This is a genomic window from Xanthomonas euroxanthea (assembly GCF_903989455.1).
Taxonomy (GTDB): domain Bacteria; phylum Pseudomonadota; class Gammaproteobacteria; order Xanthomonadales; family Xanthomonadaceae; genus Xanthomonas; species Xanthomonas euroxanthea.
In genome coordinates, this window is the sequence record NZ_LR861803.1 from 4617669 (window position 1) to 4642693 (window position 25025).

Consider the following 25025-nt stretch of genomic DNA (forward strand, 5'->3'; position numbering starts at 1 on the left):
CGACCGCCATGCCGGCAGCCGGGCCGGCTCCCGGGCCCGAGTGCCCGGATGTCCTGATCATCGGCGGCGGGCCGGCGGGCTGTACGGCGGCGATCGTGCTGGCCCAGCAGGGCTGGCAGGTGACCTTGCTGGAGAAGGCGCAGCATCCGCGCTTCCATATCGGCGAGTCGCTGCTGCCGATGAACGTGCCGATTCTCGAACGCCTGGGCGTGCTGGAGGACGTGCGCGACATCGGCGTGCTCAAGCGCGGGGCGGACTTTCCCAACGACAGCGGCGGCTACAACACCTTCCGTTTTTCGCATGCGCTCGATGCCAAGGCCGATTTCGCCTTCCAGGTGCCACGTGCGCAGTTCGACCAGGTGCTGTTCGAGCGCGCGCGGGCAGTGGGCGTGGATGCGCGCGATCAGGTCAAGGTCGAAGCGGTGGAGTTCGACGGGCAGCAGCCGGTGCTGCAGGCGCAAGGCGTGGCCGGGGTGCAGCGGTTCCGCCCGCGCTATCTGCTCGATGCCAGCGGCCGCGACACCTTCCTGGGCACCCGCTTCAAGCTCAAACGCGCCAATGCCAAACATCAGTCGGCCGCGTTGTTCAGCCACTTCCGCGGCGTGGCGCGCCGGCCGGGCGAGGATGCCGGCAACATCAGCATCTACCGCCACGCACATGGCTGGATGTGGCTGATTCCGTTGCCGGACGACATCATGAGCGTGGGCGCGGTCTGCTACCCGGAATACATGAAGACCCGCAAGGGCGACAGCGAGGGCTTTTTCATGCGCACGCTCGCGCTCAATGCCGAGCTCAACGCGCGCATGCTCGGCGCCGAACGCGTGGCCCCGGTGCATGCCACCGGCAACTACGCTTACGAATGCACGCGCATGTCCGGCCCGCGCTGGTTGATGCTGGGCGATGCCTACACCTTCGTCGACCCGATGTTTTCGTCGGGCGTGTTTCTGGCCATGCACAGCGCCGAACGCGGTGCGGCGATGGTGGACCAGGCCCTGCGCATGCCGCAGCACGAGGCGAAACTGCAGCGCGCCTTGCAGCGCGAACTCAGGCGCGGCGTGGACGAGTTCAAGTGGTTCATCTACCGCTTCACCTCGCCGACCATGCGCGCCCTGTTCGCGCAACCGCAGAACACCTGGCGGATCGAAGAAGCGGTGGTGGCGATGCTGGCCGGCGACGTGTTCGACAGCCCCAGGGTGCGGCTGCGCCTGCGCGCGTTCCGCGCCATCTATGCCTTGACCACCTTGTCGATGATGCCGCGCGCCTGGCAGTCCTGGCGCCAACGCCGACGTCAGGCCACGCTCGGCTTCGACGGCGAGACCTTGCAACGCGACACGCAACGACGGGACACCCGATGACCGCTTCCCAGGCCCAGACCACGCACAGCGTGCGCCATCCCCGTCTGCAGGTCGACTATGTCGAGCAGACCGACCCGTCCGCACTGCTGGCCGACCCGCAGGTGCTGGCCGTGTTCGGCTTCGGCACCGCGGCGCCACGCCTGGACGACCCGCGCTACCTGCGCGTGCCGCTGCAGCCGTATCAGGCCGAGATGCTGGAGGTGTGGCGCAGCGATGCAGCCGTGCACAGCGGCCGCGATGGCAACATCGCCTGGGCCAGTGACGGCCGCCTGCAGTTCGGCGTGATCGAAATCGACGAGCAGGATGTCGATATCGAAACCGCCGCCGCCAAGGCCTATGCGGAAATCACCGCCTTCGTCACCGGCAGCCAGACGCCGCGCCTGCTGCGTATCTGGAACTATCTGGACGCCATCACCCTGGGCAGTGGCGACCGCGAACGCTACCGGCAGTTCTGCGTGGGCCGTGCGCGCGGCCTGGGCGCCTTCGACACTGCGCAGCTGCCGGCCGCCACCGCGGTGGGCCGCTGCGATGCCGAGCGCATCATCCAGATCTACTGGCTGGCCGCCGCCGATGCCGGTACCCCGCTGGAGAATCCGCGCCAGGTCAGCGCTTACAACTACCCGCGCCAGTACGGCCCGCAGCCGCCGAGTTTCGCGCGCGCCATGCTGCCGCCGGCCGGCAGCGACATGCCGCTGCTGCTGTCGGGCACCGCCGCCGTGGTCGGGCATGCCTCGATGCACACCGGCCAGCTGCTGGCGCAGCTGGAAGAAACCTTCGCCAACTTCGACGCCCTGCTCGGCGCCGCACGCCAGCACGCCCCCGCCCTGCCCACGCAGTTCGGCGCCGGCACCCGCCTGAAGGTCTACGTGCGCGAGCAGGACGACCTGCCCAAGGTCGCCCAGGCACTGGACGCCCGCTTCGGCGATGCGGTGCCGCGCCTGCTGCTGCACGCGGTGATCTGCCGCGACGAGCTGGCGGTGGAGATCGACGGGGTGCATGGGTGAGCGATTGCGGGCGTCAATACTGATACCCGCTGCAGCCACGCAGCAGCAATGCTCCGTGGCGAGACCTGCAATCAGCTGTTGAGCAAACCCAGCACCACATCGCGTGGCAGCTTGCCGGTTTCGTTGCGTGGCAGTGCGGCGAGTTTGCGCAGGCGGCGCGGGAGGAACACCGGGTCGACGCTGACGCGCAGGGCGTCGAGGATCTGCGCCTCGTCCAGGGTCGGGGCGACCACCAGTGCGGCGATGCGCCCGACCGCCTGGCCGGGGTCGGGTGCGAGTTGCACGATGACGCCATCGATCACGCCGGGGATGGCCAGCAGGCGACGGGTGAGATCGGCCAGCGAGGCGCGTTTGCCGGCGATTTCCAGCAGATCGGCCTGCCGGCCGCGCACCTGGAAACGGCCGTCGGCGGCCACGTCCATCATGTCGGCCAGCAGCACCGGCGTGGCCAGATGCGGCGCGTGCACCAAGGTGCCTGCCGCCTGCGTTTCCAGGCGGACACCGGGCAGCGGTGTCCATGCCGCTTCCAGCGCGGTGCGGCGCACGGCGAACACGCAGGTTTCGGTCGAACCGAACATCTCGCGCACCTCGCCGCCAAAGCGCGCCTCGGCGGCAGCGGCCACGTCCTGCGCCAACGGCGCGGTGGCCGAGACGATGCCGACCAGCGGCGGCAACGCCACGCCCGATTCCACCAGCGCGCGCAGATGCACCGGCGTGGTCACCAGCACGCGCGGGGCGGGAACATCGGCCAGCGCGCGCGCCACATCGTCCGGGAAGAACGGGCGGCCCGCATGCACCGCGAGCGCAGTCACCATCGGCAGCAGGACCGACAATTCCATGCCGTACATGTGCTGCGGCGGCACCGTGGCGACCACGTGCGGCACCGCGTCGGTGTGCGCCCACAGGCTTTCCAGCGCAACCAGGTCCTGGCGCGTGCTGGTCAGGAAGCTGCCCCAGGTCTTGGGGTTGGGTTGCGGGCTGCCGGTGCTGCCGGAGGTAAAGCCGATGGCCACCAGGGCATCGTCGGCCAGTTGCGGGATCGGGCCCGGGGCCTGCGGCAACTCGGCCGGCAACTGCCAGTAGCGCGGCGGCGCCAGCTCCAGCGCCAGATCGCCTAGGCAGTACGCATCAGCATGCCGCGCCTGCACCTCGCCGACCACGGCCGGTGCGCGCGAGGACGGCAGCAGTGACACCTGGCCGCGCAGCGCGCAGGCATAGAACGCGACCATGAAGCGATAGCGGTCCTCGCACAGGTTCACCACGTGGCGACCGTCCGGCAGCTGCTGCGCCAGGCCGTGCACGTGCGCGATGAAGGTGGCCAGGTCGACCAACTGCCCCGCGCGCCAGGCCAGCGGCCGGCCGGGCGCGCCGACGGCCATCGGGTGGGAAACGGCAGGAACAGGCAGGCTGGACATGGGAACCGACAATCGCAAAAGCGCGCTAGCTTGGCCGCCACCTGCGCTGCTGGCAAGTCGGGAGGTTTCCAGCTACGCGGCGGCGGTGACGGTTCGAACCTGGGCAAAGGCGTACATGACCCAGGCTCCACGTCGCTGCTGGCGCGGCGCGCGGCGTGGAGTGCATCGCGCCGATGCGCTGGCGTCGGCCGACATGCGCGCACCGCAGCTGGTCGCGTCCGCCAGCGGCGAATGCCTTGCCTCGTCGATGACGCACGCACCGCCCCACGTCCATGACCTGTGGCCCAAGCCTCCGATGGAAGCGAGCTGCTAGGCTTGTCCGCTCCTTGTTGCGTCCAGTCGTTACCGATGCCCAGATTGTTGCCGCTGTCCTTGTTGTTGCTGGCTGTCACCGCGCACGCGCAGTCCGCCACACCGCTCACCATCGAACAGGTGATGGCCGATCCGGACTGGATCGGGCCGTCGGTGGATCAGGCCTGGTGGCAGTGGGACGGCAAGCAGGTGCAATACCTGCTCAAGCGCGATGGCTCACCGGTGCGCGACACCTACCGCCAGGGCGCCGGCGGCGGCACTGCCGAACGCGTGGCCGACAACGCCCGTGCCGGCCTGGATGCGGATAACCCGAGCTACGATGCGACCCGTCAGCGCATGCTGTTTGCGCGCAATGGCGACATCTTCCTGCGCGACCTGCGCTCCGGCGCGCTGACCCAGCTGACCCGCAGCAACGAGGTCGAATCGCGGCCGCAGTTCGCCAGCGATGGCGGTGCGATCTGGCGCGCGGGCAACAACTGGTACCACTGGCGCGCCGACGCCGGCACCGCGCAGGTTGCGGTGGTCAAGGCCGAGCGCGATCCCAACGCTGCGCCCAAGGCCGACGTGTTGCGCGAGCAGCAGCTGGCCACGCTGGCCACGCTGCGTCGCGATCGTGAGCAGCGCGATGCCTTACGCGCGCAGGAAGACGCCTGGCGCCGCGCCGATGCCACCCGTGCGGCGGCACCGGTGTATCTGGGCGATGAGGTGGAGATCGTCGACAGCGCGTTGTCGCCGGACGGCCGCCATCTGCTGGTGGTCACCCAGGCCAAGGGCGCCGAAGAGGGCCAGGCCGGCAAGATGCCCAAGTACGTGACCGAATCCGGTTACGAGGAATTCCAGGAAGTGCGCACCCGCGTCGGTCGCAATGCACCGGTGGCGCATGCGCTGTGGCTGGTGGATGTCAGCGCCGGCACCGCCAGAGCGCTGTCGTTCGACACGCTGCCGGGCATTGCCACCGACCCGCTGGCCGCGCTGCGCAAGGCCGCCAGGAAAGATCCGCTCAAGGGCAACCGCGCCGTGCGTGTGGAAAGCGATGGCGACGGCAGCGGGCCGGCGGTGCATTGGAGCGATGACGGGCGCAATGTGGCGGTGGAGATTCGCACGGTGGACAACAAGGACCGCTGGATCGCCAGCGTGGATCTGGCCAATGCCACCTTGCAGCCGCGGCATCGCCTGAGCGACAGCGCCTGGATCAACTGGGACTTCAACGATTTCGGCTGGCTGCCCGACAACCGCACGCTGTGGCTGCTGTCGGAAGAATCCGGCTATTCGCAGCTGTACACCGTGGAAGGCAACGGCAAGCCGCGCCAGCGCACGCGCGGCAAGTGGGAAGTGTCGATGCCGGTACCCAGCGCCGACGGCAGCAGCATGTTCTTTCTGTGCAATCAGACATGGCCGGGCGACTACGAGGTGTGCAAGCTGGATCTGCGCAGCGACCAGCTCACCGAAGTCACTGCGTTGAATGGGGTGGAAGGCTTCCGTCTGTCGCCGAACGGGCAGCAATTGCTGGTGCGCTATTCCGGCAGCTACCTGCCACCGCAGCTGGCGGTGGTGCCGGCCGCAGGCGGCCAGGCCACGCTGCTGACCGACACCCGCACCCCCGCCTTCAAGGCGCAGCCGTGGATCGCACCGCAGTACGTGCAGGTGCCGTCCCGGCATGGCGCCGGCACGGTCTGGGGCAAGTACTACGGGCCGCAGAACCCCGCGCCCGGCAAGCAGTATCCGATCGTGATGTTCGTGCATGGCGCCGGCTACCTGCAGAACGTCTCGCAGCGCTACACGCCGTATTTCCGCGAGCAGATGTTCCATAACCTGCTGGTGCAGCAGGGCTACATCGTGCTGGACCTGGACTACCGCGCCTCTGAGGGCTACGGCCGCGACTGGCGCACCGCGATCTACCGCAACATGGGCCATCCGGAGCTGGAAGACTACCTGGACGGGCTGGAGTGGCTGGTGACGCAGAAGCAGGGCGACCGCGCGCGTGCCGGCATCTACGGCGGCTCGTACGGCGGCTTCATGACCTACATGGCGCTGTTCCGCAGCCCCGGCACGTTCAAGGCCGGCGCGGCGCTGCGTCCAGTGGGCGACTGGATGCAGTACAACCACGAGTACACCTCCAACATCCTCAACACGCCCGAGCTCGACCCCGACGCGTACAAGACCTCATCGCCGATCAATTACGCCGACGGGTTGCGCGACCATCTGCTGATCGCGCACGGCATGATCGACGACAACGTGTTCTTCAAGGACTCGGTCGACATGACCCAGAAGTTGATGGAGCTGCACAAGGACAACTGGCAGGTGGCACCGTATCCGCTGGAACGCCACAGCTTTACCCGCGCCGATTCGTGGCTGGACGAATACAAGCGCATCCTCAAGCTGTTCAATGAGCAGGTGAAGCCGTAAGCCATGGCGCTGCGACCGGGCGATGGGTGGTACATCGTCCGGCCGATGGCATGTCGCAGCGGCAGCATCCGCATCCTGCAGCAAGCTGCAGGCCAGCCACGTCGCACGCGTGATGCGCCACTGCGTTACGCATGCCACGCCACACCATGTCGGTACTCACCTCCACGTACGCAACTAGCTCTAAGCTTGGCGCAGGATCGGCAGATCGCTGGCGCATTGCGCTCCCCTCTGCCGGCCCGCCGCCCGACCGGAGCGCCGCCGGCACCGCAGCGGTTTCCGATTCGCGGCGCGCAGAAGGTAATCGCGATGGGCCTGTGGGACCGTTTGTTTGGACGCAAGACCCCGGTGGCCACGACGCCCCGAACCGAACCCACCGCAGCGCCGGCGGCTGCAGCCGATGACACCGCGACCGACGTCGAGATCGACCCGGCACTGCAGCCCGCACTGACCCTGTTCCAGCGCGGCGATCAGCTGGGCGCCTACAACGCTGCGCAGGCGCAGCTGCACCTGGGTGCCGACGCGCAACGCCTGTGCGCACTGGCGCTGAGTGCGCTGGACCGCTATCACGAAGCGTATCCGCACTGGCTGGCGCTGTACGAGCTCGAACCCACCGCACACAACGCACTGCAGTTGGCGACCACCTCGGTGATGTGCAACGAGATCGATCGTGGCGAGCAGTGGTTGCTGACCTTCGATGATTTGAACGCGCAGGAGCGTTCCACCTCGCCGGCCACCGCACGCACCAGTTTCCTCACCGCGCTGACCCGCGCCGGTCACGGCGCACACGCGTTGCCGCATCTGGAGTGGTTGCGCGAGGCCTACGCCGGAATGTCGATCACCGACAGCCACTTCCTCTACGTGCGCGGGCTGCCCTTCCTCGACGCCTTCCTGGAGCGCAGCACACCGTTGTTGCGCCAGTGCCTGCCGGCCGACGCGCTGCCGGGCTGGTACGCGCAACTGCAGCCAGCGCTGGATCCTCCGGGCCAGGCTGCCGTGGCCACCCATATCGCATCGCTGCAATGAGCACGCCGGCACCAGCCTCCCGACCACGCGGCGGCTTCGTCACGCCGCTGGCGTGGGTGTCCTTGTTGCTGGGCGTCGTCAGTGCGATGTCCAACCTATTGCAGATCGTGATGATCGCGCTGATGCCCGACGCGGCGACGCTGGGCCTGCCCGAAGGGATCACCCTGCCCGCCTCGTTGCAGTGGCTGATCGATCATGCCGTGTCATTGTCGGTCGTAGGCGTGGTGCTGTCGGTCGCCTTCGCATGGTTGAGCTGGGCCTTGCTGCAGCGACGCGAGTGGGCGCGGGTCGGGTTCGTAGCGGTGTTGCTGGTGACCGGGCTGCTCAATGTCGGCGGCCTGGCGTTGATCGGGCCGGTGTTCGAGGGCGTGCAGGCGATGCTGCCGGCCGACGTCCTGCACAGCCCCGAGTGGCCGGAGCTGCAGGCACGCCTGCAGGCAACACGCCAGGCGGCGCTGCTGCTGACGGGCCTGGGCGTGCTGGCGATCGGCTGTCTCCACGCAGCGCTGGCATGGCGGTTGTGCACGCCTGCGGTGCGCGCCGAATTTACGGCCTCGCGCAAGGCATGATCGCTGGTTGAAGTTGGCCTGCGTCCCCAGCCATGCACACCGACCATCCCCGATGGTCCGTGCACGCCGCAGCGGGACCTTGGCCCGACCCACCGCCACCCCCGCTTCTGCTCTTTCCATGTACACCGACCATCCCGACTGGTCCTTGCCCGCCCGCCGCCGCGGGACCTTGGCCCGACCGCCACCCCCGCTTCTGCTCTTTCCATGTACACCGGCCATCTCGACAGGTCCTTGCCCACCTACCGTCGCGGGACCTTACGCGGCATGGAGGCCGCGTAAGAGCCTACATGGACGTACTTGCGGCGTGTCCTGCGATGGTAGGCGGGCAAGGGCCCTGCAGCAAACCAGCAGATCAACGCCCTGCTTCTACTTTTGCTTTTGCTTTTGCTTCTGCCTCGCCCACACCGCCCAATCCCAACCGAAAACGCCAGGCGTGAAGCCTGGTGTGAGACGACGCAGCAAAGCCTGGCTGCTCATGCGCCCAATCCCCACACGACGCAGCGCCTCGCCCTGCGACAAACGGGCGCGTTTGCCCGACTGCAAGAAGCGCGACGCAGCGCTTAGAATCGTGGCATGAACGAATTCGACCGTGTACGCGATTATTTGACCGGCCTGCAGGATCGTATCTGCGCTGCCGTGGAAGCCATCGATGGCAGCGCGTGTTTTGCCGAAGACCTATGGCAACGCGAGGAAGGCGGTGGCGGACGCACCCGCATCCTGCGCAATGGCGCGGTGTTCGAGCAGGCCGGCATCGGGTTTTCCGATGTGTCCGGCTCGCGCCTGCCGCCGTCAGCCAGTGCGCATCGGCCCGAGCTGGCCGGGGCGACGTGGCGCGCCTGTGGCGTGTCGCTGGTGTTCCATCCGCACAATCCGCATGTCCCCACCACCCACGCCAACGTGCGCTACTTCCGCGCCGAGCGCGATGGCGAAGTGGTGGCGGCCTGGTTCGGTGGCGGCTTCGACCTGACCCCGTTCTATCCGGTCGACGAGGACGTGCTGCACTGGCACCGCACCGCGCAGGCGCTGTGCGCGCCGTTCGGCGAGGAACGCTATGCCGCGCACAAGCGCTGGTGCGACGAGTACTTCTTCCTGCGTCACCGCAACGAGACCCGTGGCGTGGGCGGGCTGTTCTTCGACGACCTGGGTCAGGATTTCGAACGCGACTTCGCCTACCAGCGCGCGGTCGGCGACGGCTTCCTGGAGGCCTACCTGCCGATCGTCACGCGCCGCAAGGACACGCCCTACGGCGAACGCGAACGCGAGTTCCAGCTCTACCGCCGTGGCCGCTACGTGGAGTTCAACCTGGTCTACGACCGCGGCACGCTGTTCGGCCTGCAAAGTGGCGGGCGTGCCGAAAGCATCCTGATGAGCCTGCCGCCACAGGTGCGCTGGGAATATGGCTTCACGCCTGAACCGGGTAGCGCCGAGGCGCGGCTGATGGACTATCTGGTACCGCGCGACTGGCTGGGCTGAATCCAGATAAAGAACACGGTACTGATGAAACGCTGTGTTGATTAATTGAAGTAATTCAGCCCATTTAAATTTGTGATTACCAACGGTACCGGTGAATGCGCAATGCGCTGAACCGGTTATGTTGCGTAGCAAAATAATTCGACGCCGAAAATAAAAAGCCCCGCAGACCAGGGGGAGGTCGGCGGGGCCAGGGAACGGAAACTTGGGGAGTAGTTTCCGTTCCGAGATCTGCTCCAGGGGATGGGAGAGATCTGACGACAGGCGTTGCGCCCGTCGAGGGATATAACACCATTTTCTACATTGATGGATCGTGAAGATACCTGTTAAAAAAATGTAGAATTTAGCGGTTATTCATTCCATCGGCGCAGGTCCGATACGCATTATGTCTGGTCTGCGCGTTCAGCATATCGGCGCCACTCCTGCATCAATGCGCCTCATCCCAGTTGTCGCCAACCCCCGAGTCAACCACGAGCGGCACGCGTAATTCAGCAGCAGCCGACATACGCGCGGTCACTTCGCTCAGCAGCGTGTCGACGAAATCGGTCTCGGCTTCGAACACCAGTTCGTCGTGCACCTGCAGGATCATTAGCGCGCGCTGCGCGTGCTCGGCGATCCACCCGTCCACGCTGACCATGGCGCGCTTGATGATGTCGGCGGCGGTGCCCTGCATCGGCGCATTGATGGCGGCGCGCTCGGCGCCGGCACGCTGGCCCTGGCTGCCGGCGTTGATGAAATCCAGATACAACCGGCGGCCGAACACCGTCTCCACGTAGCCCTTGTCGCGCGCCTGCTGGCGGGTGGTCTCCATGAAGTCGCGTACGCCCGGGTAACGGCTGAAGTACAGCGCGATGTAGTCCTGCGCCTCGCCACGGCCGATGCCGAGCTGGCGGGCCAGGCCGAAGGCGCTCATGCCGTACATCAGGCCGAAGTTGATCGCCTTGGCGGCGCGGCGCTCGTCGCCGCTGACGGTGTCGATGGTGCGGCCGAACACCTCGGCGGCGGTGGCGCGGTGCACGTCGGCACCGGACTCGAACGCGCCCACCAGGCCGGGGTCGCCGGACAGGTGCGCCATGATGCGCAGCTCGATCTGCGAATAATCGCAGGCGATCAGCTTGCGCCCGGCCGGGGCGACAAAGGCGCGGCGGATGCGGCGGCCGTCCTCGGTGCGGATCGGGATGTTCTGCAGGTTCGGATCGGACGAGGACAGCCGCCCGGTGGCCGCACCGGCCTGGTGGTAGCTGGTGTGCACGCGCCCGGACTGCGGGTGGATCATCTCCGGCAGCTTGTCGGTGTAGGTGCTGCGCAGCTTGGTCAGGCCGCGGTATTCCAGGATCACCCGTGGCAGCTCGTGCTGGTCGGCGATGGCCTCCAGCGCCTCTTCGTTGGTCGAGGGCTGGCCCTTGGGCGTCTTGACCACCGCGGGGAGCTTGAGCTCGTCGAACAGCAGCGCCTGCAGCTGCTTGGGCGAATCCAGGTTGAAGCTGCGCCCGGCCAGCTCGGTGGCTTTCTGCTGGGCGGCGAGCATGCGCTTGGACAGGTCCGCGCTCTGGCGGCGCAGTTCGGCCGCGTCCACGCACACGCCGTTGGCCTCGATGCGTGCAAGAACCTCCACCAGCGGCATCTCGATGTCGCGGTAGACCTGCTCCAGGCCGGGTTCTGCGGCCAGCTTGGGGCCGAGCACCTGGTGCAGGCGCAGGGTGATGTCGGCGTCTTCGGCGGCGTAGCGGGTGGCGTCCTCCAGACTGATCTGGGCGAACGGGATCTGCTTGGCGCCCTTGCCGCAAACGTCCTCGTACTTGACCGTGTCATAGCCCAGGTAGCGCTTGGCCAGGCTGTCCATGTCGTGGCGGGCGCTGCCGGAATTGAGCACGAAGCTTTCCAGCAGGGTGTCGTCGCTATAGCCGGCCAGGGCGATGCCGTGGCGGCGCATCACATGCAGGTCGTACTTGCCGTGCTGGCCGAGCTTGCGTACCGCAGGGTCGGTGAGCAGCGGCGCCAGCTGCGCCAGCGCCTGGGCGCGGTCGAGCTGGGCCGGGGCGCCGGGAAAGTTGTGGCCGAACGGCAGATACGCCGCCTGGCCGGGCTCGGCGGCCACGCTCAGGCCGATCAGGTCGGCCTGCAGCGGATCCAGGCTGTCGGTTTCGGTATCGAAGGCGAACTGGCCGGCGGCGCGCAGGCGCGCGATCCAGCCGTCGAGCTGTTCCTGGGTCAGGATGGTCTCGTACTGGCCGGGTGCCGACAGTGCCGGGTCCACCTCCACCGGGGCGCTGACCGGGCCGGACACGAAGCCGGTGCCGCGGGCGCGGCCGGGTTCGGTGCGGGCGCTGGCGGCGGCGGCGCCGAGCGCCATCGGCTCGGTCGGCAGGCCGGCCTGGGCAGCGGCGCCGCCGAGTTCGCGCAGCGCCTGGGTGAAGCCGTAGCGGGCGTACAGCACCGCCAGCGTCTCGGCGTTGGGCTCGCGCAGGTCCAGCGCGCGCGGGCCACTGGCCAGCGTCACGTCGGTCTTGATGGTGACCAGCTCACGGTTGAGCGGCAGCCGCGGCAATGCGGCGCGCAGGTTCTCGCCGATCTTGCCCTTGATCCTGTCGGCGTTGGCGATCACGCCATCGAGCGACTCGTATTCGGCCAGCCATTTGGCGGCGGTCTTGGGGCCGCACTTCTCCACGCCGGGCACGTTGTCGACGGTGTCGCCCATCAGCGCCAGCAGGTCGACGATCTGGTCGGGGCGCACGCCGAACTTGGCGATCACCGCCGCGTCCGAATCCATGCGGCTGCCGCTCATGGTGTTGACCAGCTCGATGCCCGGGCGGACCAGCTGGGCGAAGTCCTTGTCGCCGGTGGAGATGGTCACGCTCAGGCCATCGGCGGCGGCCTGCAGGGCCAGCGTGCCGATCACATCGTCGGCTTCCACGCCATCGATGCGCAGGATGTCGATGCCCAGCGCATGCACGATGTCGCACATCGGCTGCACCTGCGCGCGCAGGTCGTCGGGCATCGACGGACGATTGGCCTTGTAGTCGGCATACAAGTCATCACGGAAGGTCTTGCCCGGTGCATCCACCACGAACGCGACATAGGCCGGGCGCTCCTTCAGGGTGGCGCGCAGCATGTTGACCACGCCGAACAAGGCGCCGGTGGGCTCGCCCTGGGCGTTGGTCAGCGGCGGAAGCGCGTGGAACGCGCGGTACAGGTAACTGGACCCGTCGATCAGGACTAATCTGCTCATGCGCCAATTCTACGCTGCACGCCCACGCTACACCTTGCCAGCGCATACTGGCCGGCGACCTAGAACGGATGACGACAATGATCAGAGCGAGTCTTTTGCTGCTGCCGTTACTGCTGCTCGGCGGCTGCGCCACCAGCGGTGCGGTCGGCGATGTGCCGGCCGGCGCGGATGTGACCAGCAAGACCATGGGCAACGGCGACAAGGTCGACGAGTACCGCGTCAACGGCCAGCTGGAAATGGTGCGGGTGACGCCTGCACGCGGGGCGCCCTACTTCCTGTACGACCGCGATCACGACGGGCATACCGATGCCGAGAGGGACAAGGTCAACAAGGTGTATTGGAAGCTGTATAGCTGGTGATTCGGGATTCGGGATTCGGGATTCGGGATCGAATCGGGAATCGGGAATCGGGAATCGGGAATCGTAGGCTGTCGGTCCATTGGCTCTTCAGTCGTTGGTCCCGGAAACGGCACCTTGCGGCGTTGCGGCGGCGAATTGGTGCGCGGGGTCGGTGCGGGCCAGGCTGAGGGCGGGTGCCGCTGGTGGACAGATCCGCAAACGCCGCGCTGTGGCCGGCCGGGCGCTGCCCAACGACGGCAACGGCGGAGGCCGGCACGGTGAGCCGGAGCCGTGGCTGGATCGAGCAGCCGGCAGCGGCACTGGTGGCGTTGACGGAGGCCGGCGGCGTGCCGGCCGCGGTGACGGTCCGGATGCCGGCTGATGCGATGGGCACGCCGGCCACGCTGCCAGACGGGGGCCGAGGTGCATCGCATCGCCAGGCCGACGATGCGCGTCGCGGGCAGGCCGCCGATCAGCATGGTAGTGCCCTGGGGCTCAGGCCCGCCCCCCGACACGCCGACACGCGGTGCCTCGCCGGCGATCATCGGGCACGCGTCCAGGCCTGTCAGGCGCGCGACATGCAGGGCCACGCTTCAACCTTTGCAGTGGCAGCCACGCTCGGCCGGTGGCACCCGGCCAACCCGGCACGGGCTCTCAGCGTTGCGCAACCGCGGCCGTGTTCGGTGCGCTGGCAGTGGCAGGAGGCGCACTGGCCGGGGTGACCTGCGCCAAGGTCAGGCGTGCGGCACGCAATGGCTCCTCGGCATCACCGTAGATGCCGGTCAGGATCTGCAAGGCCTGCTGTGCGTGAGCGCGCGCGGCAGCCCGCTGGCCGAGCCTGCGCTCGGCCTCGGACATGCCGCGCAGGATCTCGGCGGTCTGTGGATGCGCCCGGCCCAACACACGCAGGGACGAGGCCAGCGATGCGCGTTGCTCGGCCAATGCGGCATCCACCTGCCCGGCATCCAGCAGCCAGAGGGCATGGTTGCTGCGGTAGGTGATGGTGGCTTGCGCATCGTCGCCGAACACGGTGCGCGCACGCTCCATCGCGGCGCGGTAATGCGGGCCGGCCTCGGCCAGCTTGCCCTGCTGACGCAATGCATGGGCCAGGTTGCCTTCCACCATCAAGGTATCGGCGGCGTTATCGCCATAGAGCTTGCCGGTGACGCGCAGCAGCGCGGCCAGTTCGGTTTCGGCTGCGGCAAAATCGCGCTGCATCAGCAGGAACATGGCCAGGCTGTTGCGCATCGGCACGACCAGCGGGTGGTCGGGACCATGTGCGGCAACCCGCTCGCGCAGCAGGCTGCGCTGCAATGCAATCGCCGGGGTCAGTTGCCCGACGTCGGCCAGAATGCCGGCATAGACATTGCCCGCGTCGATGCGTTGGTCGGCAGTGGTGGACGTGTTGGCCACGGCAGCGACATAGGCATGCCGGCCCTCCATCAGTGCATCGCGCATGCGGCCCTGGCCGCGCAGCGTCCACGCCAGCCACGCACGCATCTCATTGCCCAGCGCCTGTTGCCTCGCGTTGCCGTGCGCTGCCTGCGCCATGCCCTGGCGTAGCGCCTGTTCGGCCTCGCCCGCCTTGCCGGCGCCAGTCAGCGCCTGGCCGAGCATCGACGCTGCCTGCAATGCCTGCAGGCTGGCAGCGCCCTTGCTGCGCTGCGCCAGTGCATGCGCAGTCCGCAGATGCGCCGCCGCCTGCGGATAGTCGGCAAGCGCGATCAGCGTGCGGCCCAGCGTCAGCTCCACCTGGAGACGCGCGTCAGGCTGGTCGGCCAGCTCGCGCGCGGCACGCTGCGACGCCTGCTGCAGCACGCGCAGCATCAGCGTCTTGTCCAGACCCTGCGCGATGCCCGGATCCACGCTGGACAATACCGAACTCATGAAATCGCCGGTGACCTGCGCGCGTTGCGCATCGCGCGCAGCATGTTGCAGCGACCACAACGTTGCGCCCAGGCCGGCAATCAGCGCAGTGGACGCCAGGGCGGCAGCCAACACGCCACTGCGGTGGCGCTGGGCAAACTTGCGCACGCGCAACCAATGGCCGGCCTGCAGGGCGCGTGGCGGATACCCGTCGAGCCAGCGATGCAGGTCGTCCATCAAGGCCGACACCGACGCATAGCGTGCAACAGGCTCCGGCGCCAACGCGCACAACACGATCGCATCCAGGCCATCGCGTAGTTGCTGCTGCAGTCGCGGATGCGTGGTCGCGCGTGCCGCGCAGATCCGCGCACGCGCGTCGGCCGGTACCGCCGCCACGCGTTGCGATGGTGGCTGCGGCAACCCATCGCGCCCGGCCACCGGCGCCAGCCCGCAGCTCAACTCATAGAACATCGCGCCCAGTGCATAGATGTCGCTACGTGCGTCCATGTCCTGCGCGCCGCGCGCCTGTTCCGGACTCATGTAGCCGGGCGTGCCGCGCCCCTGCGCGAAGCGCATGGCCGGGTTGGCCGCATCGATCGCGATACCGAAGTCGATCACGCCCGGCATCGGCCGCCCGTCGATGTCGCTGACCAAGACGTTGCCGGGCTTGAGGTCGCGATGGATCACGCCTTTCTGGTGCGCATGCTGCACCGCTTCGCTGACCCGCAGCATCAGCTGCACACGCGCCTGCAGCGACAGCAGATGCGCATCGCACCACCAGGTGATCGGCTCGCCGCGCAGGTATTCCATCACCAGGTACGGGCGGCCGTGCGCGTCGGTGCCCACGTCGTGGATCTGCGCGATCGCCGGGTGCACCATCTGCGCCAGCAAGCGACATTCAAACTCGAACAACGCGCGCCCCTGCACATCCAGCGCGTCGGCGGCGACCAGCTTGATCGCCACCTCGCGCTCGTACGCACCGTCGGCACGATGGCCCAGGTATACCTGGCCCATGCCACCGGCACCGATCAGACGGTCGATCGCCCATGCACCGAAGCGGGTACCGGCCGGTAGTTCCGGCAATGGCGCGCGCAACGCCGCCACGGCCTGTTTCAACGGTGCGCGGACGCGTAGCGTGGCCTGCGATTCCACTGCCAGCATCGCCAGCAATGTATCGCGCAGCACCACGTCCTCGCCGGCCTGCGCGCGCGCGAACGCCTGGCGCGCGTCCACCGGCAGCTGGCAGGCCTGATGGAACAAGGCTTCCAATCGCTGCCAGGAGGTGGCGGCACTGTTCATAGCTGCGCCGCCAGCCACACCCGCGCAAAGCGCAGATCGCGCTCCAGCGTCGGCACCGATACCTCCAGTTGCGCGGCCGCCTCGGCCACGCTGAAACCCACCAGTTCGGTCAGCGCGAATGCCTTGGCCTTGCGCTCATCCACGCGCGCCAGCTTGTCGAAGGCATCGGCAACCATCAGCAATGCCTCCGGCCGCGGCGCGCCATCGGACAGGCTGATCGTCAACGTTACCGCCTGCCCGAGCCGCTTGGCGCTGGCCTGCCGCCGCGCCAGATCCACCAATAGATGGCGCATCTGCAGCGCGGCGACCGAATAGAAATGCGCGCGCGACTGAAACCCCTGCTGGCCCTGCTCCAGCCGCATCCACGCCTCATGTACCAGCTCGGTCGCCTGCAAGCCCGCGCGTGCATCGCGCCGCAGCGCCCGCAACGCGGTCTCGCGCAGCGCCGTGTACACCTGCCGCGCCAATGCATCGCCCGCGCCGGGTTCGTCGCGCTGCCAGGCCTGCAACAACTCGGTGATCGGCAGCTCGGACATCGGGCCATCTCGCCTGCGTGAGAACCCAGTATCCCGCATTGGCGATCGGGCGGGCGTTTCAAAACCAAACGGTTTAGCTCGCTCGATCAGCCGGGGCTTGGTACCCAAGCATCCCGCGCAACGGTCTGCCTGCCATGCTGCATTTTCTTCAGCCAGCGCCGTTCCCGACCCTGACCTCGATGCGATGCCGTTGCGATTGGCTTTGCGTTGGCCGCCACCCAAGGCACAGGCAGCGTCCATGCAGCTTTCCAGCGCCGCGGTGCATCGAGGAAGGGGCCGGCCGATTGGCCTGGATTGGCGCCGATCACACCGACGCGTGACGCAGCGCCGGGTTCACGAAACGCGGTGATGGCCTGGCGCCGCTTTTCTCGGTTGGTCAGATGACAGGCCCCGGGGAGCGGGCCGCAGGCAGCACCCGCATGAGCAACACCGGCTATGACAACGCCATCGTCCCGCAGGCCTCCGCATCGGTGGAGGCGCACGCGCCGCTGATGAGCGAGCTGCTGGCCTATATCGAGCAGCACATCGGCGAAGCCGAGCTCGGTACCGAGTCCCTGCAGCAGGCGTTCGCGGTGTCGCGTGCGTCGTTGTACCGGCTGTTCCAGTCGCGCGGCGGGGTGGCCCGCCATATCCGCGAGCGGCGCCTGTGCACCGCGCACCGCTATCTGCAGGCCTACCCGGAGTGCAGCCTGACCTGGTTGCTGTATGAAGTGGGCTTTGCATCAGAGCGCCAGTTCCAACGCTGTTTCCAGCAGCGTTTCGGCATGCCGCCGGTGCAGTGGCGCCGCCAGTGCCGTGCCGCGCAGCCGACGCATGCGCCACGCCGCGGGCACGCCATGCCGCTATGGCGCTTCATGCGCGAGCTGAGCCCGCAGCCGCTCCGGGAAGACGCGCCGGTGCGTACCGGCATGCCGCCGATGCGCTCCGCGGCCTTGCTGGATCGCGACCTGCTGCATCCCGAGGCGCTACGGCGTCTTGCACACGCCACACGCCTTGCTGCAGCTCGGCCGGAGCCGATGGAACGCTGATTCAATCGGCGTAGGAGCGGTGCCTGCGCGCGATGGGTGTGGCCGGTAACGCTTCGTCGCGCTCGGGCGCGCTCCTACGAAAAGACGTGCCGCCAAGAGGATGTGCGATTTGAGCGCGCGATGCGCTGCAGGTGGTCCTGCGCAGCAAGACGTCCGGCAGTCAGCGGATCACCAGCACCGGAATCGAACTGTGCGTGAGCACTTCCACCGTCTGGCTGCCGAGCAGCACGCGGCGCATGCCGCGGCGGCCGTGCGAGGTCATGATGATCAGATCGCTGTTGCACTCCTTGGCGGTCTGCACGATGCCTTCGGCGGCGAAGCGGTCCAGCACGTGGCGCGAGGTGGCCTTGATATTGGCCGCGGCTGCCAGCTCCAGCGCCGGGCGCAGGATCTTCTCTGCGGCAGCTTCGCGTTCCTTGCGGTACTCCGGACTTGCCTCGTAGCCCACGCTCCAGCCCATCGCGTCGTACATGCCCATCGCCCACGGCTCGGACACGGTGACGATGTCCACCTTGGCACCGGTGGCCTTGGCCAACTCCAGGCCTTGGAACAACCCGCGATGCGACAACTCGGACGCATCGATGGCGATCAGGATACGTTTGTACATGGTGACCTCCTTGGATGACCGGCCTGGCTGCCGGTGGAATCAGCCTGACAGTCCGCTGCGGCACACGCCTTGATCCGCATCAATGCCGCCACGCGGGTTGCTGCAATATTCAATCGGTTGGCGCCGCATCGGCAGCGTCGCGGCGTGCGCGTATACGCGCCGGATTGCCCAGCGCGGTCGCGCCGGCCGGCACATCGCGGGTGACCACTGCGCCGGCGCCGATCACCGCATCATCGCCGATGCACACGCCCGGCAGGATGATCGCACCGCCACCGATCCATACGTTGCGCCCGATGCGGATCGGTCGCCCGAACTCCAGCCCGCTGGCGCGTCCTGCCGCGTCGCGCGGATGGTCGGCGGCATAGAACTGCACCGCCGGGCCCACCTGCGTGCCCTCGCCGATGCTGACCTCGCAGACATCCAGGATCACGCAGTTGAAGTTGAGGAACACGCCGGCGCCCAGGCGGATGTTGTAGCCGTAGTCGCAATGAAACGGCGGGCGGATCACCGCGCCTGCACCCACCTCGGCCAAGCGCTCGACCAGCAGCGCGTGCCGGTGGGCAGACGGCTGCGCGGCGCTGGCGTTGTAGCGCGCCATCCAGTCGGCCGCGGCCGTCTGGTCGGCCTGCAGTTGGTCATCGGCAGCGTTGTAGAGCTCGCCTGCCAGCATCTTGTGTTTTTCGGTGCGCATCGGGCCGTGGGTCTGCCTGCGTTCGATTCGAACGCAAGGGTGTCACGGATGCCGCAGTGAATGCATCGGGCGATGCACCAATGCTGCCGGCAGTGCCTTCATGCCGATGACACCGTCCGGCCGGATCGGGACGCGGCCGCCGCCTAACGAGCACACCCCGGCAATGCAGCGATTGCACGCCCCGCCTACACCACCGTCAGATTCGCGTAGGCCATCACCAGCCACTTGGCGCCGACGTCGTCGAACTGCACCTGCACGCGTGCATGCCCGCCGGCGCCTTCATAGTCCACGACCACGCCGCCGCCGAACTTGGGGTGTTGGACATTGGCACCGAGCTTGATCGGTGCGGCTTCGACCACGCCGTGTACCGGCCCGCCGCGCGTCGCGCCCAGCGAGGCGGTGCGTGAGACCTGCACTTTCGGGCGTACCTCGTGCAGCAACTCGCGCGGGATTTCGCGCAGGAAGCGCGAGGGCACGTTGTAGTTGTCCTGGCCGTGGATGCGCCGCGATTCGGCGTAGCACAGCACCAGCTTCTGCCGCGCGCGGGTGATGCCCACATAGGCCAGGCGCCGCTCTTCTTCCAGCCGGCCGCTTTCTTCCAGCGAGCGTGCGCTGGGGAACAGGCCATCTTCCAGGCCGACCAGGAACACGATGGGGAATTCCAGGCCCTTGGCCGAATGCAGCGTCATCAGCTGCACGCCTTCTTCGCCGGCCTGCGCCTGGCCTTCGCCGGCCTCCAGCGAGGCATAGGCCAGGAAGGCCACCAGCTCGGTCATGCCCTGGCTGTCTTCATCGTCCGGGCGGGTGAAGCGCGAGGCAACCGACACCAGTTCGTCCAGGTTCTCGGTGCGCGATTCCGAATCCAGCCCGCTGCGGCTTTCCTTGGCCCAATGCTCGCGCAGGCCCGAGCGCATCAGCACATGGTCGATACGTTCGGCCAGTTCCATGTCGCCGGTTTCGGCATGCAGCTGGCCGACCAGGCTCAGGAACGTGGCCAGCGCATTGCGGGCGCGCGCGGCCAGGGTGTTTTCCTGCGTGCACAACATCGCCGCTTCCCACAGCGACAACGCATTGGCGCGTGCCAGGCGGCGCACTTCATCCAGCGTGCGATCGCCGATGCCGCGCGTGGGCGTGTTGACCGCGCGCTCGAACGCGGCATCGTCGCTGCGGTTGGTGAGCAGGCGCAGGTACGCCAACGCATCCTTGATTTCGGCGCGCTCGAAAAAGCGCATGCCGCCGTACACGCGGTACGGCAGCTGCTCGGAAATCAGCGCTTCTTCCAGCGCGCGCGACTGCGCGTTGCTGCGATACAGCACCGCCACTTCGCCGTAGCTGCCGCCGTCGCGCACCCACTGCCGCGCGCGCTCGACCACATAGCGCGCCTCGTCGACCTCGTTGTAGGCCGCGTACAGGTCGATCGGATCGCCGTCACCGGAGTCGGTCCACAGCTGCTTGCCGATGCGGTCCGGGTTGTGCGCGATCACCGCATTGGCCGCGCCCAGGATATTGGCGCTGGAACGGTAGTTCTGCTCCAGCCGCACGGTCTGCGCGCCGGGAAAATCCTTCAGGAAGCGCTGGACGTTCTCGACCTTGGCACCACGCCAGCCGTAAATGGCCTGGTCGTCGTCGCCGACCACGAACACATGCCCGGTCTCGCCGGCCAGCACGCGCACGAAGGCATACTGGATGGCGTTGGTGTCCTGGAACTCATCGACCAGGATCTCGCGGAAGCGCGCACGGTAATGCGCCAGCAAGGCCGGGGTGTCGCGCAGCAGTTCATGCGCGCGCAGCAGCAACTCGGCAAAGTCCAGCAGGCCGGAGCGGTCGCAACGCTCCTGGTAGGCGGCGTAGACCTGCCGGCGCACCTCGGTCCAGTCGTCGTTGGGCTCGGGCTGGATATGCTGCGGACGGCGGCCTTCGTCCTTCTGCTCGTTGATCCACCAGCTCATCTGCTTGGGCGGATACTTGCCCTCGTCCAGCTCCAGCGCCTGCACCACGCGCTTGACCAGCCGCAGCTGGTCGTCGCTGTCCATGACCTGGAAGCCTTCCGGCAGTCGCGCATCCTGCCAGTGCAGGCGCAGCAACCGATGCGCCAGCCCATGGAAGGTGCCGATCCACATCCCGCGGCTGCCGTTGCGCAGCTGCAGGTCGGTGCGGTGGCGCATTTCGCCGGCGGCCTTGTTGGTGAAGGTCACCGCGAAGATGCCGTGGTTGGGCACGCCCTGGACTTCGTTGAGCCAGGCGATGCGATGGATCAGCACGCGCGTCTTGCCGGAGCCGGCGCCGGCCAGCACCAGGTAATGCCCCGGCGGCGCGGAAACGGCCTCGCGCTGGGCGGGGTTTAAATGATCGAGCAAATGAGAGACATCCACCGCCGCATTTTACCGGTTGTGGCGTCGCTGCGGCTGAGATTGCGATGAAGCGGTTGGGAATGCGGCGCTGCGCCCTGCCCTCATCCGCCCTGCGGGGCATCTTCTCCCACCGGGAGAAGGACGTAAGGCCCCTCTCCCGGTGGGGCGAAGAGGCGCCGCTTGCATGCCATTGGCGCGCGTGTCCTGGATCGCCCGCGTCGCAAGACGTGGGCCGCGCCCGAACCCGAACCCGGGCCCGGGCGCGGAGCGGGGGTCGGGGTGAGGGTACGAGGCGAAGCAGTCGGGGCATCACGTCCGAAGGCGCGTGGCGACGCGTTTGTCACTGCAGGCACTGGTAGATGTCTGAGGCGCCCTCATCCGGCGCTACGCGCCACCTTCTCCCGGCGGGAGAAGGGAGCGACGCCGATCAATCACCGCCCAAGCAGTCCCAACACATCCCGCGCAATCGCCGCTGCCTGCTCACGCAGCTCCGGTACCGCCAGGCTCTCCCACAACGAACCGATCCGCAGGCTGCCGATCACCCGCAGCCGCGGATTGGCGCGCCCATCGGCATCGATCAGGCAGCCATCGGCATCGGTATCCACCCCGATCCCATGCGGCCCGGCGACTGCAATGCCCTGCCCCAGCAGTTGCTGCAGCAGCGGGTTGCGCATCGCCTGCACGCGCATTTCCACGCCGGTGGCGTTGACCAGCGTCTGCACATCCAGCTGCAGCGCATGCCCGGCACTGGCGCCGGCACTGAGCCGCACGCAGGCACCGGCCTGGTACGCCACCTCCAGCCGCGCGCGATGCAGCTGCAATTGCCCGCGCGCGCGCATCGCCTGCAACTGCGCATGCACCGGCGCGGCGATGCGGTGGCGATGCACATCCCAATAGCGCACCACATGGCGCAGGAAGCGGCGTTGGTCGGCGATCGACAGCGTTTGCCACAAGGCCTGGCTCAGCGGGCGCAGACGCTCCATCACGCTCTGCCAGGGCAGGCCTTGCGCCATCGCAACCCGCGCATGCTGCCGCACGCTGCGCATGCGCGCACGCAGCGGCAGCGCCAGCAACGGCTGCGGATCGAAGTCCGCCGCAACGCAGTGCACCTGTGGCAACGGCAGCAGCCCATGCCGCGATACCACGTGTACCGCACCGCGATGCGCCTGCGCGGCCAGCGTTACCACCGTGTCGGCCATGCTCAGTCCCGAGCCGACGATGCACACCGCCGCCTCCTGCGGCAACGCGGCGACCGCCTCGGTATCCCAGGCTTCCACCCGCTGCGCTGCCGACAGGCCGGTGGCCCCGCGCAGTGGCAACGGCCGCAACGCGTTGCCTACCGCCAGCACCACGCTGGTGGCCTGCAGGGTCTGTCCATCGTCGAGCTGCAACAGCGCGCCATCGGCATCGCATTGCAATGTCTGTACGCGGGCGCCGTGCACGGTGAGCGTCGCCGGGCCCTGCGCACGCGCAGCCTGCAGGCGATTGCGCAGGTAAGGCGCGTAGTGCCGACGCCCGACGAAGTGCTGCGGCAGCTGCGCGTCCTCCAGCTCCGGGCAGCAGCTGTGCGCATGCAGGTAATCGACGAAATCCTGCGGCGCCTCCACCAACGCACTCATCCGCGCGGCGGGCACGTTGAGCAGATGTTCCGGCCGCGTGGTGGAGTAGGCCACGCCCTCGCCGAGCACCGCGTGCGGCTCGATCAGCACGATCTGCAGCGGCGCCACGGCCTGACGCAGCAGCTGCAGCGCCACCAGCACACCGGATGCGCCACCGCCAACGATGGCGATCACTGCATCTCCGGGATCACGCAGTTCATTCATCCGGCAATTGTAGGCGATGCGTCGCGTCGCACCGATGACAATGGCCATGCCCGCCGCAATGGCCGGGGTAGCGCAACGCCGCGCAGGCATGCCGGTCGCCTGACGCGCCCACCCGCCAGAGCGATCGCCCGACGCGTCCGTTCGAGCGCGGGCACGCCCGCACCCGGTAAGGCCTTGCTGGCCCACGCCTGCACCCAGCATGACACCTGCCATCGCAGGCACCACCCACGCTCCAACGGGCACTGCGCCGCGTGAACCAGGCACACACGCAAGGTCTACATCAACGCATCGGCCAGGCGTGCGATGCCCTCGCGGCTGCGGCGCCAGGCTGGGCGCGTGCGCCACTGCTCCAGGTCCAGCTGGCGGGCGTTGGCCAGGTAATCCTGCTCGATCGCACGCAACCGCTGCACCACGCCCCGGTCGTAGCAGAGCATGCCGATCTCGGCATTGAGCGCGAACGAGCGGATGTCCAGGTTGATCGAGCCGACCAGTGCGATGTCCTCATCCATGCTCAGGTGCTTGGCATGCAGGAAGTGCGGGCGGTACAGCGCGATCTTGACCCCGCAGCGCAGCAGCTCCTCGAAATACGCCTCCTGCGCCCAGGCCGCCAGGACCTGGTTGTTGCTCTCCGACAGGATCAGCTGCACATCCACGCCGGACACCGCAGCGATGCGCAAGGCGCTGAGCAAGGCTTCGTCGGGAACGAAGTACGGCGTCACCAGCACCACCTTGCGGCGCGCCAGATGGATCACCGCGTTGATCGCATCGCGTGCATTCTCGAACGGATACGCCGGCCCGCTGGGCAGCAACTGCGTGGCGATGTTGGCCTCGCAGACCGGTGCGTCCGGCCACACGTCCAGGCGCTGCCCGGTTTCGGTGAACCAGTCGCTGGCGAATACCGCTTCCAGATGATTGACCACCGGCCCGCGCACGCGCGCCACCAGCTCGCGATTGGGCACGCCATCGATGAAGCCGGCCTCGGCCAGATTCTGCGAGCCGACGAAACCCACCTGGTTGTCGATCACCGCAATCTTGCGGTGGTTGCGCAGATCCATGCGCCCGCTGCGGCGCCAGCGCAGGCCGCCGGGCAATACCGCCAGCACGTCCACGCCAGCATCCTGCAGCCGCTTGCGGTAATGGCGCAGACCGCGCTTGGCGCCCACCGCATCCAGCAGCACGCGGCAACGCACGCCGCGCGCACTGGCGCGTTGCAGCGCAGCGACCACCGCATCGCCCACCGCATCGTCGAACATCAGGTAATACAGCAGGTGCACGCGCTTTTGCGCCGTGTCGATCGCCGTGACCAGGGCCTGCAGCGATTGCGCGTAGTCGTCCAGCAACTCCACCGCATTGCCCAGCGTGGGCATGAAATCGCCCTGGCGTTCGATCAGCGGCACCACCTCGGCGCTGCTGGTATCCGCCTGCGGGGTCCAGCGCAAGGCGTGCAGGGGCAGTTGCTGCTCGCGGATCACCTGCGAGGCGGTGGCCTGGCGTTCCACCCGCACCCGCGAGAGCCACGGATGCCCGAACAGCAGATACAGCGGCAGGCCGACCACCGGCACGAAGCCGATCAGCAGCAACCAGCTACGCGCTGCACCGGGCGTGGTGCGGGCCGGAATCCACAACAGCGCGGCCAGGCGAATCACCCAGTCCAGCGCCAGCAGCCAGGTCCCTTGCAACCAGTCAGGCAGCATCAGCAATCC

General features: G+C 67.8%; 18 protein-coding genes. 9 read left to right on the top strand and 9 right to left on the bottom strand.

Features of this window, described 5'->3' with window-relative positions:
• Positions 1-8 precede the first annotated feature (8 nt).
• On the top strand, positions 9-1355 hold the full coding sequence (locus H7A86_RS19315) for an NAD(P)/FAD-dependent oxidoreductase (protein WP_119129851.1): 1347 nt from the start codon (positions 9-11) through the stop codon (positions 1353-1355).
• Positions 1352-2359, top strand: a complete 1008-nt coding sequence (locus tag H7A86_RS19320) for a chorismate transformation FkbO/Hyg5 family protein (protein WP_164740909.1) — start codon at positions 1352-1354, stop codon at positions 2357-2359. The genes H7A86_RS19315 and H7A86_RS19320 overlap by 4 nt, the downstream gene beginning before the upstream one ends.
• Positions 2360-2430: 71 nt before the next feature.
• Here the strand turns inward: H7A86_RS19320 and H7A86_RS19325 are convergent, their stop codons facing one another.
• A complete protein-coding gene (locus H7A86_RS19325; protein WP_180707955.1) occupies positions 2431-3774 on the bottom strand; it encodes an AMP-binding protein in 1344 nt (447 codons plus the stop codon).
• Here H7A86_RS19325 and H7A86_RS21105 point away from each other — a divergent pair.
• The 5 genes from H7A86_RS21105 (at position 3773) to hemF (ending at position 9557) form a co-directional block, all read left to right on the top strand.
• Positions 3773-4087, top strand: coding sequence for a hypothetical protein (locus H7A86_RS21105; protein WP_232099133.1), 315 nt, complete (start codon positions 3773-3775; stop codon positions 4085-4087). The genes H7A86_RS19325 and H7A86_RS21105 overlap by 2 nt on opposite strands.
• A 44-nt stretch (positions 4088-4131) precedes the next feature.
• Positions 4132-6492 (top strand): S9 family peptidase, encoded by a 2361-nt coding sequence (locus H7A86_RS19330; protein ID WP_180708176.1) that lies wholly within the window; start codon positions 4132-4134, stop codon positions 6490-6492.
• Positions 6493-6798: 306 nt separating this feature from the next.
• Positions 6799-7515 (top strand): hypothetical protein, encoded by a 717-nt coding sequence (locus tag H7A86_RS19335; protein ID WP_104585184.1) that lies wholly within the window; start codon positions 6799-6801, stop codon positions 7513-7515.
• Positions 7512-8084 carry a hypothetical protein gene (locus tag H7A86_RS19340; protein ID WP_104585181.1) on the top strand — a complete coding sequence of 191 codons (573 nt, stop codon included), beginning with the start codon at positions 7512-7514 and terminating at the stop codon, positions 8082-8084. The genes H7A86_RS19335 and H7A86_RS19340 overlap by 4 nt, the downstream gene beginning before the upstream one ends.
• Positions 8085-8657: 573 nt before the next feature.
• The gene (gene hemF / locus H7A86_RS19345; protein WP_119131565.1) at positions 8658-9557 is read left to right on the top strand and encodes an oxygen-dependent coproporphyrinogen oxidase; all 900 of its coding nucleotides are present in this window, start codon (positions 8658-8660) and stop codon (positions 9555-9557) included.
• A 424-nt stretch (positions 9558-9981) separates the two neighbouring features.
• Here hemF and polA read toward each other — a convergent pair whose 3' ends face one another.
• Positions 9982-12783 carry a DNA polymerase I gene (gene polA / locus H7A86_RS19350; protein ID WP_119131564.1) on the bottom strand — a complete coding sequence of 934 codons (2802 nt, stop codon included), beginning with the start codon at positions 12781-12783 and terminating at the stop codon, positions 9982-9984.
• Between the two features lie 77 nt (positions 12784-12860).
• On the opposite strand from polA, the gene H7A86_RS19355 reads away from it, so the two are divergent.
• Positions 12861-13142, top strand: coding sequence for a DUF2782 domain-containing protein (locus tag H7A86_RS19355; protein WP_104585172.1), 282 nt, complete (start codon positions 12861-12863; stop codon positions 13140-13142).
• Positions 13143-13775: 633 nt separating this feature from the next.
• Here the strand turns inward: H7A86_RS19355 and H7A86_RS19360 are convergent.
• Together H7A86_RS19360 and ecfK are read right to left on the bottom strand one after the other, a co-directional pair.
• Positions 13776-16304, bottom strand: coding sequence for a serine/threonine-protein kinase (locus H7A86_RS19360; protein ID WP_119131563.1), 2529 nt, complete (start codon positions 16302-16304; stop codon positions 13776-13778).
• The gene (gene ecfK, locus H7A86_RS19365) at positions 16283-16822 is read right to left on the bottom strand and encodes an ECF-type sigma factor EcfK (protein WP_104650338.1); all 540 of its coding nucleotides are present in this window, start codon (positions 16820-16822) and stop codon (positions 16283-16285) included. Before ecfK ends, H7A86_RS19360 begins: the two co-directional genes overlap by 22 nt.
• Before the next feature lie 353 nt (positions 16823-17175).
• Here ecfK and tagK point away from each other — a divergent pair, with 353 nt between their 5' ends.
• Entirely contained in the window at positions 17176-17850 is a 675-nt protein-coding gene (gene tagK, locus H7A86_RS19370) for a transcriptional regulator TagK (RefSeq protein ID WP_119131562.1), read from the top strand.
• A gap of 160 nt (positions 17851-18010) precedes the next feature.
• Here tagK and H7A86_RS19375 read toward each other — a convergent pair whose 3' ends face one another.
• The 5 genes from H7A86_RS19375 to cls form a co-directional block, all read right to left on the bottom strand.
• A complete protein-coding gene (locus tag H7A86_RS19375) occupies positions 18011-18457 on the bottom strand; it encodes a universal stress protein (protein WP_104585166.1) in 447 nt (148 codons plus the stop codon).
• A gap of 109 nt (positions 18458-18566) precedes the next feature.
• Entirely contained in the window at positions 18567-19148 is a 582-nt protein-coding gene (locus H7A86_RS19380) for a sugar O-acetyltransferase (protein ID WP_119131561.1), read from the bottom strand.
• A gap of 185 nt (positions 19149-19333) precedes the next feature.
• On the bottom strand, positions 19334-21520 hold the full coding sequence (gene uvrD, locus H7A86_RS19385; RefSeq protein WP_104585164.1) for a DNA helicase II: 2187 nt from the start codon (positions 21518-21520) through the stop codon (positions 19334-19336).
• A 410-nt stretch (positions 21521-21930) separates the two neighbouring features.
• Positions 21931-23322 (bottom strand): FAD/NAD(P)-binding protein, encoded by a 1392-nt coding sequence (locus H7A86_RS19390; RefSeq protein ID WP_119131839.1) that lies wholly within the window; start codon positions 23320-23322, stop codon positions 21931-21933.
• Between the two features lie 275 nt (positions 23323-23597).
• Positions 23598-25016: a cardiolipin synthase gene (cls, locus tag H7A86_RS19395; RefSeq protein ID WP_104650350.1), complete on the bottom strand. Its 1419-nt coding sequence runs from the start codon at positions 25014-25016 to the stop codon at positions 23598-23600.
• Between the last annotated feature and the right edge of the window lie 9 nt (positions 25017-25025).

Bases quoted from the DNA above. Each gene is read 5' to 3' on its own strand.
- H7A86_RS19315 (WP_119129851.1), top strand. From the start codon at position 9: ATGCCGGCAGCCGGGCCGGCTCCCGGGCCCGAGTGCCCGGATGTCCTG.
- H7A86_RS19320 (WP_164740909.1), top strand. From the start codon at position 1,352: ATGACCGCTTCCCAGGCCCAGACCACGCACAGCGTGCGCCATCCCCGT.
- H7A86_RS21105 (WP_232099133.1), top strand. From the start codon at position 3,773: ATGGGAACCGACAATCGCAAAAGCGCGCTAGCTTGGCCGCCACCTGCG.
- H7A86_RS19325 (WP_180707955.1), bottom strand. From the start codon at position 3,774: ATGTCCAGCCTGCCTGTTCCTGCCGTTTCCCACCCGATGGCCGTCGGC.
- H7A86_RS19335 (WP_104585184.1), top strand. From the start codon at position 6,799: ATGGGCCTGTGGGACCGTTTGTTTGGACGCAAGACCCCGGTGGCCACG.
- H7A86_RS19340 (WP_104585181.1), top strand. From the start codon at position 7,512: ATGAGCACGCCGGCACCAGCCTCCCGACCACGCGGCGGCTTCGTCACG.
- hemF (WP_119131565.1), top strand. From the start codon at position 8,658: ATGAACGAATTCGACCGTGTACGCGATTATTTGACCGGCCTGCAGGAT.
- polA (WP_119131564.1), bottom strand. From the start codon at position 12,783: ATGAGCAGATTAGTCCTGATCGACGGGTCCAGTTACCTGTACCGCGCG.
- H7A86_RS19355 (WP_104585172.1), top strand. From the start codon at position 12,861: ATGATCAGAGCGAGTCTTTTGCTGCTGCCGTTACTGCTGCTCGGCGGC.
- ecfK (WP_104650338.1), bottom strand. From the start codon at position 16,822: ATGTCCGAGCTGCCGATCACCGAGTTGTTGCAGGCCTGGCAGCGCGAC.
- H7A86_RS19375 (WP_104585166.1), bottom strand. From the start codon at position 18,457: ATGTACAAACGTATCCTGATCGCCATCGATGCGTCCGAGTTGTCGCAT.
- H7A86_RS19380 (WP_119131561.1), bottom strand. From the start codon at position 19,148: ATGCGCACCGAAAAACACAAGATGCTGGCAGGCGAGCTCTACAACGCT.
- H7A86_RS19390 (WP_119131839.1), bottom strand. From the start codon at position 23,322: ATGAATGAACTGCGTGATCCCGGAGATGCAGTGATCGCCATCGTTGGC.
- cls (WP_104650350.1), bottom strand. From the start codon at position 25,016: ATGCTGCCTGACTGGTTGCAAGGGACCTGGCTGCTGGCGCTGGACTGG.